At 68.7% G+C, this 16,073-nt stretch carries 13 protein-coding genes and 1 tRNA gene; 4 read left to right on the top strand and 10 right to left on the bottom strand.

Going from position 1 to position 16,073, the window contains the following annotated elements:
• Nucleotides 1-47 precede the first annotated feature (47 nt).
• The 3 genes from CBM2586_RS03560 to CBM2586_RS03550 form a co-directional block, all read right to left on the bottom strand.
• A complete protein-coding gene (locus CBM2586_RS03560) occupies nucleotides 48-869 on the bottom strand; it encodes a transporter substrate-binding domain-containing protein (RefSeq protein ID WP_115662792.1) in 822 nt (273 codons plus the stop codon).
• A gap of 194 nt (nucleotides 870-1,063) precedes the next feature.
• The gene (locus tag CBM2586_RS03555) at nucleotides 1,064-1,975 is read right to left on the bottom strand and encodes a glutamate/aspartate ABC transporter substrate-binding protein (RefSeq protein ID WP_115688619.1); all 912 of its coding nucleotides are present in this window, start codon (nucleotides 1,973-1,975) and stop codon (nucleotides 1,064-1,066) included.
• A gap of 105 nt (nucleotides 1,976-2,080) precedes the next feature.
• A complete protein-coding gene (locus CBM2586_RS03550) occupies nucleotides 2,081-3,364 on the bottom strand; it encodes a D-amino acid dehydrogenase (protein ID WP_115686819.1) in 1,284 nt (427 codons plus the stop codon).
• Nucleotides 3,365-3,508: 144 nt separating this feature from the next.
• Between CBM2586_RS03550 and CBM2586_RS03545 the strand changes: the two genes are divergently transcribed.
• Nucleotides 3,509-4,474 carry a LysR substrate-binding domain-containing protein gene (locus tag CBM2586_RS03545; protein WP_115662794.1) on the top strand — a complete coding sequence of 322 codons (966 nt, stop codon included), beginning with the start codon at nucleotides 3,509-3,511 and terminating at the stop codon, nucleotides 4,472-4,474.
• Nucleotides 4,475-4,557: 83 nt separating this feature from the next.
• A complete protein-coding gene (locus tag CBM2586_RS03540) occupies nucleotides 4,558-5,877 on the top strand; it encodes a hemolysin family protein (protein WP_115686818.1) in 1,320 nt (439 codons plus the stop codon).
• On the opposite strand, the gene CBM2586_RS03535 is transcribed toward CBM2586_RS03540, so the two are convergent.
• The 6 genes from CBM2586_RS03535 to CBM2586_RS03510 all read right to left on the bottom strand — a co-directional run bounded on the left by CBM2586_RS03535 (nucleotide 5,759) and on the right by CBM2586_RS03510 (nucleotide 12,103).
• Nucleotides 5,759-6,889 carry a phosphatase PAP2 family protein gene (locus CBM2586_RS03535; RefSeq protein ID WP_115686817.1) on the bottom strand — a complete coding sequence of 377 codons (1,131 nt, stop codon included), beginning with the start codon at nucleotides 6,887-6,889 and terminating at the stop codon, nucleotides 5,759-5,761. The genes CBM2586_RS03540 and CBM2586_RS03535 overlap by 119 nt on opposite strands.
• Entirely contained in the window at nucleotides 6,882-7,820 is a 939-nt protein-coding gene (locus tag CBM2586_RS03530) for a DUF1653 domain-containing protein (protein ID WP_115686816.1), read from the bottom strand. Before CBM2586_RS03530 ends, CBM2586_RS03535 begins: the two co-directional genes overlap by 8 nt.
• A gap of 149 nt (nucleotides 7,821-7,969) precedes the next feature.
• A tRNA-Ser gene (locus tag CBM2586_RS03525) sits at nucleotides 7,970-8,059 on the bottom strand.
• 81 nt (nucleotides 8,060-8,140) lie between these two features.
• Nucleotides 8,141-9,445, bottom strand: coding sequence for a serine--tRNA ligase (gene serS, locus CBM2586_RS03520; protein ID WP_115688617.1), 1,305 nt, complete (start codon nucleotides 9,443-9,445; stop codon nucleotides 8,141-8,143).
• 81 nt (nucleotides 9,446-9,526) lie between these two features.
• Nucleotides 9,527-10,891 carry a replication-associated recombination protein A gene (locus CBM2586_RS03515; protein WP_115662806.1) on the bottom strand — a complete coding sequence of 455 codons (1,365 nt, stop codon included), beginning with the start codon at nucleotides 10,889-10,891 and terminating at the stop codon, nucleotides 9,527-9,529.
• Between the two features lie 78 nt (nucleotides 10,892-10,969).
• Entirely contained in the window at nucleotides 10,970-12,103 is a 1,134-nt protein-coding gene (locus tag CBM2586_RS03510; protein ID WP_115662807.1) for an ABC transporter ATP-binding protein, read from the bottom strand.
• A 152-nt stretch (nucleotides 12,104-12,255) separates the two neighbouring features.
• Between CBM2586_RS03510 and CBM2586_RS03505 the strand changes: the two genes are divergently transcribed.
• Nucleotides 12,256-13,899, top strand: a complete 1,644-nt coding sequence (locus CBM2586_RS03505; protein ID WP_115686815.1) for an ABC transporter permease — start codon at nucleotides 12,256-12,258, stop codon at nucleotides 13,897-13,899.
• 109 nt (nucleotides 13,900-14,008) lie between these two features.
• Nucleotides 14,009-14,680 carry a hypothetical protein gene (locus tag CBM2586_RS03500; protein ID WP_115688615.1) on the top strand — a complete coding sequence of 224 codons (672 nt, stop codon included), beginning with the start codon at nucleotides 14,009-14,011 and terminating at the stop codon, nucleotides 14,678-14,680.
• 208 nt (nucleotides 14,681-14,888) lie between these two features.
• Here CBM2586_RS03500 and CBM2586_RS03495 read toward each other — a convergent pair whose 3' ends face one another.
• A complete protein-coding gene (locus tag CBM2586_RS03495) occupies nucleotides 14,889-15,926 on the bottom strand; it encodes a Fe(3+) ABC transporter substrate-binding protein (protein ID WP_115686814.1) in 1,038 nt (345 codons plus the stop codon).
• Nucleotides 15,927-16,073 lie beyond the last annotated feature (147 nt).

Genomic DNA, 16,073 nt, shown 5'->3' with positions numbered 1-16,073 from the left:
GCAGGCCGCCGCGCCGCGACATGATAACGCCGTGCTTGCCGGCCGGCTTACTTGATCGGCTTGCCGGCGGGCTTGGTCACATCGGTGCCGAACCACTTCACCGACAGCTTGCCGAGCGTGCCGTCCTTGGCCAGGTCTTCCAGCGCGTGGTTGATGGCCTGCGCGAACTTGGGATTGTTCTTGCGGAACGGGATGGCCACCTGCGTGGTGGCACCCGCCACGATCGCGCCGGGGCGCAGCGGCAGGTTGGCGGTCTTGACCAGGTAGGCCACCATCAGCCGGTCGTTCAGCGCGGCATCGACGCGCTGCGCTGCCAGGTCGCGCAGGTACTCGGGTGCGCCGGGATAGGTCTTGACCTCGATGCCGGCCACGGACTTGGCCAGGTCGTTGTAGTTGCTGCCCAGGCTGACGCCCAGCTTGTGGCCTTTCAAATCTTCCAGCGACTTGAACTGGCGCTTGTCATCCTTGCGCTGGATCAGCTGCGCATCCGAGTAGACGTAGGGCGTGGAAAAATCCAGCACCTGCTGGCGCTGCGGCGTGACATTGACCTGGTTGACGATGACGTCGAACTTGCCCGCCTGCAGGCCGGCGATGATGCCGCTCCATTCGGTGGTGACGAACTCCGGCTTGACGCCGAGCTTGCCCGCCACCGCCCGTGCCACGTCGACGTCGAAGCCTTCCAGCTCGTTCTTTGCGCCACGGAAGCCGAACGGGGGATAGGTGCCCTCCAGCCCGATCTTCAGCACGCCGGCCTGCTTGACGGTGTCGAGCAGGTCGGCGGCATGGGCCGCGCTGGCCGCCAGGCCGGCGCCGGCCACCAGGGAAGCGGCCAGCAGGGATTTGAACCAGCCAGTACGAAGCGATCGCATATGTTCTCCAGTCGATGCGGATAAGCAGTGTGAGGCAGCGCCGGCCGGCCTCTTGTGGAGCGCCGCCGGCTGTTGTGCTGCTATGAGCCTATATCGGGCTCAACACTACCGCAAACACTATCGAATGCTAAATATCGATTCATCATGGCTAAATAACCGCGGAACCCGGTTCCGCCCCGCGCGGCCCGCCCGCCCTACTGGTAGGCCTTGTCGTTGGGCGCCGCGAACAGTGCCTTCATGTCGGCCGACAGCGGGTAGTTCATGTTGATGCCGCGCGGCGGAATCGGCGTCATGAACCACTTGTTGTACAACTTCTCGGCGCGGCCGCTGGTCTGCAGGTCGGCGATCACGCCATCGGCCAGCTTCTTGAACGAGGGGTCGTCCTTGCGGAACATGCAGGCGTAGTTCTCGGTCTGCAGCGGCGCGCCCACCACCACCCAGTCGGCCGCGTTCTTGGCCTTGGTGCGCTCGCCGTACAGCAGCGGCTCATCCATCACGAACGCCGCGGCACGGCCGGTTTCCAGGATCAGGAAGGACTGGCCGTGGTCCTTGGTGCTGATCAGGTTCATGTTCATGGCCTTCTCGCCGTTCATCTTGACCAGCAGGCGCTCGCCGGTGGTGCCTGCCGTGGTGACCACGTTGCGGTCCTTCAGGTCGGCAAACTCCTTCACGCCCGAGTCCTTCTTGGTCAGCATCTTGATGCCGTAGACGAACAGGCTGTTGGAAAAGGCCACCTGCTTCTGCCGCTCCAGGTTGTTGGTGGTGCTGCCGCATTCGATGTCGATGGTGCCGTTCTGCACCAGCGGGATGCGGTTCTGCGAGGTGATCGGCGTCAGGCGCACCTGCAGGTTGGGCATCTTCAGCTCGCTTTTCACCTTGTCGACGATCTGCAGCAGGATCTCGTGCGAGTAGCCCATGACCTCTTTGCCGTCGGTGTACGAGAACGGGATCGACGATTCGCGGTAGCCGAGCGAGATCACGCCGCTGTCCTTGATCTTCTTCAGCGTGTCGCCGTCGGCGGCATGGGCGGCGCCGGCGGCCAGCAGCAGCGTGGCAGCGGCAAGCGCGCGGCGGGTGGCGGATCGATGGGGGTGCAGCGTTTGCATGTGGCGCTCCTTGTAGTGGGGCTTGGTCATTGAGGCATGCTTCATGGACAGCTTCAGGTACTGCAGAATTGCCGGTACGGCAACAACCCATGCTCGGCCGCGGCGCTAGGCGCGCGCGGCGTCGAAATCTTCTGCGTCGATGGCGGGACGGCGTCCCGCCAGGCGGTCGGCCAGCAGGCCGGCACTGCCCATTGCCAGCGTGAATCCCAGCGCGCCGTGGCCGAGGTTGAGCCACAGCCCGGACACCCGCGACGGCCCCACCAGCGGCAGGCCGTCCGGCGTGGCCGGACGCAGCCCGGCCCACGGCTGCAACTGCGCCAGCGGCTGGTCCGGCACGATGCCGGGAAACAGCGCGCGGGTCTGGGCCACCAGCGTGCCGACCCGTTCCGGGTCGATGCGGGTGCCGCCGCGCACCAGGTCGGCCATGCCCGCCACCCGCAGTGTATTGCCGATCCGGGCATAAACGATCTTGTTGGCAAAATCCGTCACGCTGATATGCGGCGCGGGCGCGCCGCCGGCCAGCGGCACCGTGATGCTGTAGCCCTTGAGCGGCCACAGCAGCGGGCGTACCCCGAGCGGACGCAGCAGCGGCACGCTGCCGATGCCGCCCGACATGATCACCACGTCGGCGGGCACCACCCCGGCCGGCGTGCGCACCCCGGTGACGCGCCCGCCCTGCTGCACCAGCCCCTGCACGACGGTGCCAAAGCGCATCGACACACCCGCGTACGCGCCGTCTTGCAGCAACCGTGCCAGCGACAGGCAGAAGCGATGGCAATCGCCCACTTCCTCGCTCGGGGTATGGATGGCGCCGGCGATCTGGTCGCGGATGCCGGCCAGCGCGGGCTCCAGCGCCACGCAGGCATCGCGGTCCAGCGCCTGCTGCTCGCAGCCCAGGCTGGCCTGGTAGTCCAGCAGCCGGCAGGCCGAAGCGAACGCCGCCGCGTCGCGGTGCACCACCAGCTTGCCGCGCCGCGCAAAATGGAAGCCGGCGCCGCCGTCGTCATGCTGGTGCCGGGCCACGAAGGCCTGCATCAGGTCGCGGGAGTAGAAGCCCAGCCGCAGCAGCTTGCGCGTGGTCGCCTCGCTGGTGGCGCTGTTGCAGGCGGACATGAAGGCGGCCAGCCAGCGCCACTGCGCCGGGTCCGCCGCGGGCCGGAAGCGCATCGGCGAATCGCGCCGCAGCAGCCAGCCCGGCACCTTGGCCATCACGCCCGGCCCCGCCAGCGGCGCCACGTAGCTGTAGCTGAGTTGCCCGCCATTGGCAAAGCTGGTTTCCTCGCCGGGGCCGTCGTGGCGCTCGAGCACCGTCACCTGGTGCCCATCCTCGGCCAGGCGCCATGCCGTCGTCATGCCCACCACGCCCGCGCCCACGATCACCACCTGCATTGCGTTTCCCTTGCTTGCGTCCATCAGGCAGAGCGTAGTGCAAGCGTGCCGGCCTGCCCAATGCGAATACGTGCCAGAATATGTCTCCAGGCTATGGCTGGTTTTCCCCAGCCTGCGCCCCTCTCCACCAACGACCGAGCCGCCATGCGCCTGCGCCAGATCGAAGTGTTCCGCGCCGTGATGCTGACCGGCACCGTCAGCGAGGCCGCGCGCCTGCTGCACGTGTCGCAGCCGGTGGTCACGCGCGTGCTGCAGCATGCCGAGTCCTCGCTCGGCTTCCGGCTGTTCGAGCGGGTGCGCGGACGGCTGCAGGCCACGCCCGAGGCCAATGCGCTGTATGGGGATGTCGAAAGGCTATATGGCGAGATCGAACGCGTGCGCCGGGTCTCGGAAAGCCTGCGCCACAAGGGCGCCGGCCGGCTGCGCGTGGCCGCCACGCCGAGCCTCGCCAACCCCCTGCTGGTGCCGGCGGTGCGCAGCTTTTGCGCGCGCCACCCCGACACCCAGGTGCAGGTGCTGACGCACCATACCGACGAGATCGTCGGCGCGCTGCTGGCCAATCAGATCGACCTGGGCTTTGCCTTTGCCCCGCCACGCCACGAGGCCATCTCGAGCGAGCCGGTGGCGAGCGGCCGCATGCTGCTGGCGGTGCCGCGCGCGCAGCCCCTGCCCGCCGGCGGGCGCCGCCTCGTGGTGCCGATGCAGCGGCTGATGGAGCGTGCCTTCATCGGCTATGACGACAACAGCTCGCTCGGACTGCTGGTGCGCCAGACCCTGGCGCGCCATGCGCTGGAGCCGCGCTCGACGCTGGAGGTGCAGACCTACTCGCTGGCGCTGGCGCTGGTCGACGCCGGCCTGGGCATGACGCTGCTGGACCAGTACACCGCGCTCAGCGCCAGCCCGGAGCGCGTCGCGCTGCATGACGTGGCGCCGGTGCTGCCGTTCGAGATCCAGATGCTGCGCGCCAGCCACCGCGCCGGCTCGAGCCTGGCCGACGACCTGCGCGCGCAGTTCGCGCAGGCCGCCGCCGCGCTCGCGGCAACGCTGCCGCAACGGCTGGAAGCGCCGACGGCAAGCTTCGACGCCGGCCCCGCCAGGCGCCAAGCCTGAGGCGGAGCACAGATTGACAGCCGCGCGCGCCGTGCACCATCATCAAGCCGCCTGCAGGCACAAGCTGCCAGCGCAATCCTCCCATGTTCGTCCTGACCCTGATCCTGCTCGTCCTTGTCAGCGCGTTCTTCTCGATCTCCGAGATCGCGCTGACCGCTGCCCGCCGCACCAAGCTGCAAGTGCTGTCCGAACGCGGCGACGGCCGCGCCACGCGCGTGCTGCTGCTGAAGGAGGAGCCCGGCAACTTCTTCACCATCGTGCAGATCGGCGTCAACAGCGTCGCCATCCTGGCCGGTATCCTGGGCGAGAAGCATGTGTCCGACCTGCTGCTGGAAACGCTGTCGCCCTACATGCAGGTGGTGCATGCGCAGCGCGTCGCCAATATCGGCTCGTTCCTGATCGTGACGCTGCTGTTCATCCAGTTTGCCGACCTGATTCCCAAGCGCATCGCCATGACCTTTCCCGAGGCCTGCGCGCTGGCGGTGATCGACCCGATGCTGACGCTGCTGCGCGTGCTCAGGCCGCTGGTGTGGATCTTCAACGCCGCAGCCGATGCCATGCTGCGGCTGCTGCGGCTGCCGACCAAGCCGGTCGACCAGATCACCACCGAGGACATCGCCGCGATGGTCGACGCGGGCGCCGAGGCCGGCGTGCTGCACAAGCATGAGCTGCACCTGATCGAGAACGTGTTCGAGCTCGACTTCAAGGGCATCACCGCGATCATGACGCCGCGCGACGAAGTGGTCTACCTGAGCCTGGACGAGCCCGCCGACAGCGTGCGCCGCAAGCTGGTCAACCAGCCGCACGCGCAATACCCGGTGTGCGGGCACGATCTCGACGACGTGCAGGGCTATATCGATTCCAAGGACATCCTGCAGCTGCTGCTGGCCGATGAAAGCGCCGCGGTGATGGGCAATATCGGCCGCCACCACGACAAGAACGTGCTGGTGATCCCCGACACGCTGACCCTGTCCGAGGCGCTGACGCGCTTCCGCGAGATGCACCAGAGCTTTGCCGTGGTCATGAACGAGTACGGGCTGGTGGTGGGCATCGTTACGCTGGACGACATCGTCGGCGCGCTGATGGGCGACATCCTCTACTCCAGCGAAGACGAGCAGATCGTGCGCCGCGACGACAGCTCGTGGCTGGTCGATGGCCTGACGCCGCTGGTCGACCTGAAGAAGGCGCTGGAGCTCGACACCCTGCCCGGTGAGGATTACGTCGATACCGCGGCCGGGCTGGTGATCTATGCGCTCAAGCGCATCCCGAAGAAATCCGAGTCGATCACCGTGGCGGGCCATCGCTTCGAAGTGCTGGACATCGACCATCACAAGATCGACCAGCTGCTGGTGTCGCGCCTGCCGCCAGCACCCGAGGCTGGGGCGGCGGCAACGACAGCGTAGCGGCGCCGGCCTGGCGATAGCGCTCGAGCGTATCCGGCAGCCGGAACCACGCCACATAAGCGAACGCCGCCACCACCGCAACCGCCGCCACCACGCCGAGCCGCGACGGCGCCACCGAGCCCTGCGGCGCCGGCCCGTGCAGCGTGCGGTAGGCCGTGCCCAGCAGCGCGATCCACGCCAGCCCGAGCGCATAGCCCGCGGCCACGTCGGACAGCCAGTGCATGCCCAGGTACAGCCGCGACACGCCGATCGCCGCCACCGCCACCACCGTCAGCGCCAGCACCGGAATGCGCACGCGCCACGGCTGGCGCAGGCACATCAGGAAGGCCAGGAAGCCGTACGCGACCATGCTGCTGGTGGCGTGGCCACTGGGGAAGGAATACGATTCCAGGCCGCTGTAGATGCTGGCCGGACGCACGCGCGCCATGCCCAGCTTGAGCGCCATCACGCAGGCGCGCGCGCCGAGCAGCGCGGCAGCCCAGTACAGCGCCACGATCCAGGCCCGGCGCCAGCACAGCCACGCGAACACCGCCACGCCCACCGCCACGGAAATACGACCGCCGCCGAGCTCGGTCACGGCCACCATCGCCAGGTCGAGCCAGTCGCTGCGCAAGGCGCGCAGGCCCGCGTACACCTTCTGGTCGAGGCGCACCACGTCGGCGTTCTGCGCGACCTCGCCGGCCAGCCAGAACAGCGCGCTGCCGCAGGCCAGAAGCACGGCGCCGGCCAGCAGCACCAGCAGCAGCTCGGCCACGTCGCGCTCGAGCACGCGCAGCGTAAGCGCGTCCAGCCGCCGCGGCCGCTCCGCCACGCGTGACGACAGCGCGCCGGCACCCCACACGCGCCAGCGGTCCAGCCAGTGCACCACGGGCCGCAACAGCGCTACCAGCAGCGGCACCAGGCTCAGCAGCAGCAACGTCACCAGCGTGAACAGCGCAAGCAGCCCCAGCGCCGTGCCCGGCGTAAGCCAGGCCTGGACCAGCTCGCTCGCGCGCGCCGGCGCGTCAGTCACCGGAGTCCTCCGCCGTGCCGGCGCCGCCGACGATCCTGGCGAGATTGGCGCGGGCCGGGGCCTCGCAATCAGCAAACGCCGCGGTCAGGAACAGTCGCGGGCGCTGCGCCAGGTGGTCCAGGAATGCCGCGCGGCGGCGCATGAACTCGGCCCACAGCGCATCGCCCTGCAAGCCGGTGCGCGCCGCCAGCAGGGCGCGGTTCTCGGCGAATACGTCCTGGCTGTGGGCATCGAACACGTCCGGCGGCGCGGCCAGCCTGAGCAGGTCGAGATCGAGCACGGTGTCCGCGCCCGCGCAGCCGGGTCGATGGCCGCGCGTATCGAGCACGATCTGCGCGGCACGGTCCAGCACCGCACGGGCCTCGCCCGGCGCGACCGTTTCGATCAGGGCGGCCGAGGCGGCTTCGTTGTGCTCGCAGCCGGCCACATAGACGGCGTCGTGGCACAGCACCGCCAGCGCCTGGGCACGGTCCAGCGCCACGCCGCGCGCATGGGCGGCCTCGAACATCTCGAGGATATGGCGGCGGTCGTGGTAACGGCGGTACGGCGTGTCGTGCAGCGACAGCACGTCGAGCACGGCCTGGCGCGGCAGGAAATCCAGGCAGGCCAGCGCCGCGGGCCAGTCGGGCGCGAAGCGCGGCACCTCGCCCTGGGGCGTGGCCACCGGTTCGCTGAACACATCGGCGCGGCGCACCCACAGCAGCGACGGATCGCGCATGGCGCGGTAGACCACCACCGGCGCCAGGTCGGCCTCGAAGCGCCCGATGCCTACCGCCGTGTAGGCGCCGCCCTTGTAGTGCCGGTACGGCATGCCGTAGACAAGGTCGGGATCGGCCGGCAGTTCGGACGGATCGCCGTGGAAGGCCGGTGCGGCGGCTAAATTGTCGGGGGGCTGGGTCATGGTGCGGCATCCTGCGTGGCGGATCGCCATGATAGTGCACCAGCCGGCGCGTGCCGTGGCCGCGGCACAAGACCGGCCGCCGAAAAAACAAAACCGACGCGCACTGTCGTGGGCGTCGGCCTGAGTTTTACTACACTGTTGTTGCCTGTCCGGTGGTCGAGACCGGGCAGCTTCTTGTCTGGCGGAGAGGGTGGGATTCGAACCCACGGTACCGTCGCCGGTACGCCTGATTTCGAGTCAGGTACATTCGACCACTCTGCCACCTCTCCGGTAACTGCTTTGCCGTGTGGCGAAACCAAGATTATAGCCACACGGCGCCGGGCAGTGCAAGAGGCCGACAACAGATTTTTTTACAGCTCCGGTTCCAGGCGGGTGATGCCGCCCATGTACGGCTGCAGCGCGGCCGGCACCGTGACCGAGCCGTCGGCGTTCTGGTAGTTCTCGAGGATCGCCACCAGGGTGCGGCCCACGGCCAGGCCCGAGCCATTCAACGTGTGCACCAGCTCCGGCTTGCCCTGCCCGGTGCGCATGCGCGCCTGCATCCGGCGCGCCTGGAAATCACCCATGTTGGAGCACGAGCTGATCTCGCGGTAGGTGTTCTGCGCGGGAATCCACACTTCCAGGTCGTAGGTCTTGGTGCTGCCGAAGCCCATGTCGCCAGTGCACAGCACGATGGTGCGGAACGCCAGCTCCAGCTTCTTCAGGATTGCCTCGGCGTGGCCGGTCAGCTCTTCCAGCGCGTCGAACGATTGCGCGGCTGGAACGATCTGCACCATCTCGACCTTGTCGAACTGGTGCTGGCGGATCATGCCGCGGGTGTCCTTGCCGTACGAGCCAGCTTCGGAACGGAAGCACGGCGTATGGGCGACGAAGCGCAGCGGCAGCTTCTCGCCGGCGACGATGGCGTCGCGCACGATATTGGTCAGCGGCACCTCGGCGGTCGGGATCAGGTAGAAGTTCTCGATGCGCTCGCCTTCCTCGCTACCTACCTTGCGCGGCACCCTGAACAGGTCTTCCTCGAACTTGGGCAGCTGGCCGGTGCCGCGCATCGACGCGGCGTTGACGATGTACGGCACGTACATCTCGGTGTAGCCGTGTTCCTGCGTATGGGTGTCGAGCATCAGCTGCACCAGCGCGCGGTGCAGGCGCGCCACGCCGCCGCGCAGCATCGAGAATCGCGAGCCGGTCACCTTGACCGCGGTGTCGAAGTCCAGGCCCAGCTTCTCGCCCACGTCGACGTGGTCGCGCACGGCAAAGTCGAACTGGCGCGGCTCGCCCACGCGGCGCACCTCGACGTTCTGCGTCTCGTCGTTGCCCACCGGCACGCTTTCGTGCGGCAGGTTGGGAATCGACAGCATCAGCTCCGACAGATGCGCCTGGATCTCGTCAAGCCGCGCGGCCGAGGCCTTGAGCGTGTCGCCGATGCCACCCACTTCCGCCATCACTGCCGAGGCGTCCTCGCCCTTGCCCTTGAGCATGCCGATCTGCTTGGACAGGCTGTTGCGGCGCGCCTGCAGTTCCTCGGTCTGGGTCTGCAGTTGCTTGCGTTCGGCCTCGAGTGCCTGGAACGCCGCCACGTCGAGTTGGAAGCCGCGCGTGGCAAGGCGTTGCGCCACGGCGTCGATGTCTTTGCGGAACAGCTGGATGTCGAGCATGTTGCTTGTGGTGAAGTGCAGGGCCAGCGACATGCCGGCGGACCCGCCATTTTACTGCACCCGCGTTAGCGAACAGGCAACCTATTCGCTGGTCTTGCCGCCCTTGCCGCCGTCCTTCGGCTTCGCGGCGCGCTGCTCGCGGTGCCAGGCCTCGTCCAGTTCGCGCAAGTGACGCAGCTTCTCGGCAATCTTGCCTTCCAGCCCGCGCGGCACCGGCTGGTACCAGCCCTGCGCCTTGAGGTCGTCCGGGAAGTAATGCTCGCCGGCGGCATAGGCCCCGGGCTCGTCGTGCGCGTAGCGGTAGGCGTGGCCGTAGCCAAGCTCCTTCATCAGCCGGGTCGGCGCATTGCGCAGGTGCACCGGCACCGCGCGCGACTTGTCCTTGGCGACGAAGGCACGCGCCGCGTTGTACGCGTTGTAGCCGGCATTGGACTTGGGCGCGACCGCCAGGTAGATCAGCGCCTGGCCCAGCGCCAGCTCCCCTTCGGGCGAACCCAGCCGCTCGTAGGTTTCCGCCGCATCCAGCGTGATGCGCGCGGCGCGCGGATCGGCCAGCCCGATGTCTTCCCACGCCATGCGCACAATGCGGCGCGCCAGGTAGCGCGGGTCGGCACCGCCATCGATCATGCGGCAGAACCAGTACAGCGCGGCGTCGGGGTCGGAGCCGCGCACCGACTTGTGCAGCGCGCTGATCTGGTCGTAGAAGGCATCGCCGCCCTTGTCGAAGCGGCGCAGGTTCTCCGACAGCGCACTGCCGAGCAGCGCGGTATCGATCTGCGCGGCGCCGGCATTGCGCGCGGCGCGCGCGACGATCTCGATGTTGTTCAGCAGCTTGCGCCCGTCGCCATCGGCCGACGCCACGATCAGTTGCAGCGCTTCATCCTGCCAGCCGATGCCGCCCAGCTCCGCGGAGGCGCGCAGCGCCAGCCGGGTCAGCTCGGCATCGTCCAGGCTCTTGAGCACGTAGACCGCCGCGCGCGACAGCAAGGCGCCGTTGACCTCGAACGACGGGTTCTCGGTGGTGGCGCCGATAAACGTGAACAGGCCGCTTTCCACATGCGGCAGGAACGCGTCCTGCTGGCTCTTGTTGAAGCGGTGCACCTCGTCGACGAACACCAGCGTGCGCCGGCCATGGGCGCGGAACTGCTCGGCCCGCTCGACCGCCTCGCGGATGTCCTTGACCCCCGACAGCACCGCCGACAGCGCGATGAATTCGGCTTCGAACGCGTCCGCCATCAGCCGCGCCAGCGTGGTCTTGCCCACGCCGGGCGGCCCCCACAGGATCATCGAATGCGGCTCGCCCGACTCGAACGCCACGCGCAGCGGCTTGCCCGCGCCCAGCAGGTGCTGCTGGCCGATCACCTCGTCGATGGTGCGAGGGCGCAGGCGCTCCGCCAGCGGTTGCCGGGAACGGTCGGGAGATTCGGAAAACAGCGTGTCCGCCACGGTAGTCAGGCCCTGTCAGTGCGCAAGATGCAGAACGCCACAGTGTAGACCATCGGCGCCTGCCGCCTGCACGCGCGCTCAGGCGGCAAACGCCACCACGTCCTCGATCTCGACGCGGATGCCGATGCGCTCGCCCACGGCGTGGTTGTGGTGCGAAGGCACCAGCGCCAGCACGCGCCCGCCGCTGGCCAGGCGCAGCGTGTACAGGATCTCGGCGCCGCGGAAGGCCTTGTGCACCACCTCGGCCCGCATCGGGCTGGCGTCGTCGTGGATGATGTCGTCGGGACGCACCAGCACGTCGACCGCCGCGCCGGCCGGCAGGTCCAGCGGCACGGCCGGGCGCAGCAGGCCCAGCTCCAGCTCGATCTGCGCGGCATCACGCATCCGCCCCGCCATCAGCACGCCCTGTCCGATAAAGCCGGCGACAAAGCGCGACGCCGGGCGGTGGTACAGGTCGTGCGCGCTGCCCCATTGCTCGATCACGCCGTCGTGCATCACGCCGATCTCGTCGGCCATGGCGAAGGCTTCGTGCTGGTCGTGCGTGACCAGGATGGCGGTGGTGCCCTGCGCCTTCAGGATCGACCGGACTTCCAGGCTCAGGCGTTCGCGCAGGTCCACATCGAGGTTGGAGAACGGCTCGTCGAGCAGCAGCAGTTCCGGGCGCGGCGCCAGTGCGCGCGCCAGCGCGACGCGCTGCTGCTGGCCGCCGGACAGTTCGTGCGGATACTGGCGGCCGGCGCCATCCAGGCCCACCAGCTGCAGCACCTCGCCGACCCGCGCCGCGCGCTCGGACCGGCTGGCGCGGGTCAGGCCGAAGCCGACGTTGGCGGCAACGTCCAGGTGCGGAAACAGCGCGTAGTCCTGGAACACCATGCCGATGCGGCGCTGCTCCGGCGCCAGCAGCGTGCCCGACGAGGACACCGTCTGTCCGTCCAGCACGATGCGCCCGTCCTGCAGCGGCTCGAAGCCGGCAATCGCCCGCAGCACCGTGGTCTTGCCGCAGCCGCTCGGGCCCAGCAGGCAGGCGATATGGCCGCGCGCCACCGAGAACGACAGGCCCTTGACCACGGCATGGCGGCCGAAGGCATGACGGATACGCTCCACCTCGATGACGGCCGGGGCGGGCACGGCGGCGCCCAGGGCATCGGCGCGGGTGGCCGGACGGCTGCGGGCCTGGGCGCCCGGCAGTCGTGAATAGGAATCGGTTCGCATGTGCGCATTATAGGGACGTGTCAGGGAACCGGGACCGCGCTTGTCCGGTTCCGGCGGGCCGGCGGCGCCGGCATTGCTAGAATGCGTCAGCCCGCATACCGCGCCACCAGGCACAGGTCCGGCGGGCCGCATTCTGCTCACTGTTCCCGCGCATGCTCCTGACCAGCCGCCGCCGCTTCCATCCCCTGACCCTGGCCACCGTGGCGATGGCGCTGCTGATCGCCGTGCCCGTGCTCGTGATCGCCTCGGCCGTGCTGCTGCCCGCCGGCGACACCTGGCGCCACCTGATCGACACGGTGCTGGCCGAGTACGTGCTCAACACCGTCTGGCTGCTGGGCGGCGTCGGCGCGGGCGTGCTGCTGCTGGGCGTGACCACCGCCTGGCTGGTCTCGACCTACCGCTTCCCCGGCCACGCCGTGATGGAATGGGCGCTGGTGTTGCCGATGGCGATGCCGGCCTATGTGATCGCCTACGCCTACACCGATGCGCTGCAGTTCGCCGGCCCGGTGCAGGGCTGGCTGCGCGAACTGACCGGCTGGCGCGCGCGTGAGTACTGGTTTCCGGAAATCCGCTCGCTCGGCGGCGCGATCGCGCTGTTCTCGCTGGTGCTGTACCCGTACGTCTACCTGACCGAGCGCGCCGCGTTCCTGCAGCAGACCCAGAACACGCTCGAGGCCGCGCGCCTGCTCGGCCACGGCGGCTGGAGCCGGCTCTGGCGCGTGGTGCTGCCGCTGGCACGCCCGGGCATCGTCGCCGGCACCGCGCTGGCGATGATGGAAACGCTGGCGGACTTCGGCACCGTCGCCTATTTCGCCATCCCGACCTTCTCCACCGGCATCTACCGCGCGTGGTTCTCGCTGGGCGACAAGAACGCCGCGGCGCAGTTGTCCGCCTGCATGCTGCTGTTCGTCGCCGCCATCCTGCTGATGGAGCGCGCCAGCCGCGGCCGCGCGCAGGTGTTCGGCAACCAGCGCCGCGCCGCGACCTGGACCCTGGACGGCGCGCGCGGCGGGCTGGCGCTGGCGGCATGCCTGGTGCCGGTGCTGCTGGGCTTCGTGGTGCCCGCGCTGATGCTGTGCCGCATGGCCTTTACCGATGGCGACGCGCAGTTCGGCCCGCGCTTTGTCGGCCTGGTGCGCAACAGCTTCCTGCTGGCCAGCGCCACCGCACTGGCGGCGGTGGCGGTGGCGCTGGCGGTGGGCTATGCCGCGCGCGCGGTCAACGGCAAGCGCGGCTGGCTGATGCGCGCCCTGACCCGGGTGTGCGGCATGGGCTATGCGCTGCCGGGCTCGGTTATCGCGGTGGGCGTGCTGGTGCCGGTGGCGCGGCTGGACAATGCGCTGTCGGCCTGGCTGCAGCAGCAGTTCGGGGTTTCGGTGGGGCTGCTGCTGACCGGCGGCATCGCCGCGCTGGTCTATGCGCTGCTGGTGCGCTTCCTGGGGGTGGCGCTGCAGGCCGTTAACGCCGGGCTGGGCAAGATCACGCCCAGCATGGACGCCGCCGCGCGCAGCCTGGGCCACGGTCCCGGCGCCACGCTGCGGCGCGTGCATCTGCCGATGCTGCGCGGCAGCTTGCTGACCGCCGCGCTGATCGTCTTTGTCGACGTGATGAAGGAACTGCCGGCCACTTTCGTGATGCGGCCGTTCAATTTCGACACGCTGGCGGTGCAGGCCTACAACCTGGCCGCCGACGAGCGCCTGACCGAGGCCGCCACCGCCTCGCTGGTGATCGTGGCAGTCGGGCTGCTGCCGGTGATCGTGCTGTCGCGCACGATCCGCCGCCAGGCGCAGCGCTGAGCCGCGCGCGCCGGCCGCGCTAAAGTCGCGCGCGCCTCGCGCCGATAGCCTCTTATGGCCCGGCACCCGCCCGGGCGCGACCCGCGGCATGCCCGCCGCGCAAGAGCCCATGCTGCGATATCACATCCTGCTGTTCAAGTTGAACCGGCTCAGCCGCACCAGGCTGAGCGGCGTGGAAGAAGTCTCGCTGGCCGGACAGCTGGCCGAGATGATCGGCTCGGCCGACACCGCCACGCGCGTGATCGATGACCTGTTCGACCATGCCAACCCGCAGGTACGCCGCATCGCCCTCAACGCGGTGCGCCGCGCGCGGCAATTCTCCGCGCCCGCGCTGCAGCCGGCGCTGGTGCGCCGCATGGCCGATGCCGAGGCGGCGGTGCGCCATGATGCCGTCTGGATCGTGCAGGAAACCCGCATGGACGGGGCGGAACTGCGCGCCGCGCTGCGTCGCCTGGCCGGCAAGGTGCTGCTGCCGTGGCACGCCGAGCGCGCCCGCGCCAACCCGGGCGATACCGCGCTGGCCGCACAGGTGCGCGCGCGCATGGCGCTGGACAAGCTGCTGGAAAAAAGTGCCGCAGAGCGCAACCAGGCGCTGGCGGCGATGGCGCTGGGCTCGACCTCGGACCAGCCCTATGCCGAAGGCACGGTCGGTCACAAGGGCCTGCTGCACCGGGCGCTGGTGCGCAGGCAGGCGGGGCGGCGGCTCAACAGCAGCGTCAAGCTGACGTTCCGCAAGGTCGAGCCGGCGCAGGTGACGGGGAACAAGCGGTTCTTGCTGTAACAGACAACTGAAGAGCTGAGAGCTGGTGCACCGCGGCCAGCTTTTCCATCATCGTTCTGGGTGCTTTGCTGCCTGTCCCGCGTGCGGGAGACGGTTGAGGTGACGGCGTGAGCGGCCACGAAGTAAAGCCTGCAGTATGCCAGCGCCTGCCCTCACCCCCTGCCCCTCTCCCGCAAGCGGGACAGGGGAGAAAACACCCGCAGTTTGCTTACTTGAACCCCGCCCGATCCACCAGCTTCTGCGCCTGCGGCTGGTACTTGCCCAGCTCGGCCACGTTGATGGTGTCGGACTTGAACTCGCCCAGCGCTTCCAGCACGGGGTTGCTGACTTTCACGCCCTTCACCACCGGCCATTCGTTGTTGCCGTCGGCAAAGTAGCGCTGCGCCTCGTCGCTGGCCAGGTACTCCAGGAACTTGACCGCCGCGTCCTTGTTGGGCGCGTGCTTGAGCATGCCGCCGCCGGAGACGTTCATGTGCACGCCCTGGCTCGACTGATTGGGCCAGACCACGCCCAGCTTCTCGGCCACGGCCTTGTCTTCGGGCTTGGTCGACTTCAGCAGCCGCGCGATGTAGTAGGTATTGGCGATGGCCACGTCGCACTCGCCGGCGGCGACCGCCTTGAGCTGGTCAGTGTCGCCGCCCTTGGGCACGCGTGCCAGGTTGGCGGCGACGCCGCGCGCCCATTGCTCGGTGCGGGCTTCGCCGTCGTGGGCGATCAGGCTGGAAATCAGCGACAGGTTGTAGACATGGCCGCTGGAACGCGTGCAGAGCTTGCCCTTCCACTTGGGATCCGCCAGGTCTTCATAGCTGGCGATATCGCCCGCCTTGACCGCGGCCTTGTTGTAGGCGATCACGCGGCCGCGTGCCGAGAAGCCGAACCACTCGCCATTGGGATCGCGATAGTTGGCCGGGATGCGCGATTCCAGCACCTTCGACTTCACTGGCGCAAACACGCCGGCCTGCTGGGCGCGCCACAGGCGCCCGATATCCACCGTGATGAACACGTCCGCCGGGCTGTTGGCGCCTTCATTGCGGATGCGCTCCAGCAGCGGATCTTCCTGGCCTTCGATGCGGTTGATCCTGATGCCGGTCTGCTTGGTGAAGTTGGCGTACAGCGCCTCGTCGGTCTGGTAGTGCCGCGCGGTGTAGAGGTTGAGCACCTTTTCCTGGGCCGCCGCCGCAAGCGGCAGCGTCAGCAGGGCCAGTGCCGCGGCGCGCGGCAGCAAGGTTCGGATGGTGGTTTTCACGCGGTTGGCTCCCCAGCATGGTTCGGGCAGCCGCCGGACACCCCCGACGCCGCCCGGTGTTTGGACTCCGGTCAGCGGAAAACAATATTGATTCTTGTTCAGGTGGTCAAATTACATTTCTGTCATGTTGGGCGACGCTTGCGCCGG

This window comes from Cupriavidus taiwanensis, from assembly GCF_900250115.1.
Classification (GTDB): Bacteria; Pseudomonadota; Gammaproteobacteria; order Burkholderiales; family Burkholderiaceae; genus Cupriavidus; species Cupriavidus taiwanensis_B.
The sequence above is the reverse complement of the archived record's forward strand: the minus strand, read 5'-3'. Positions and strand labels throughout refer to the sequence as shown.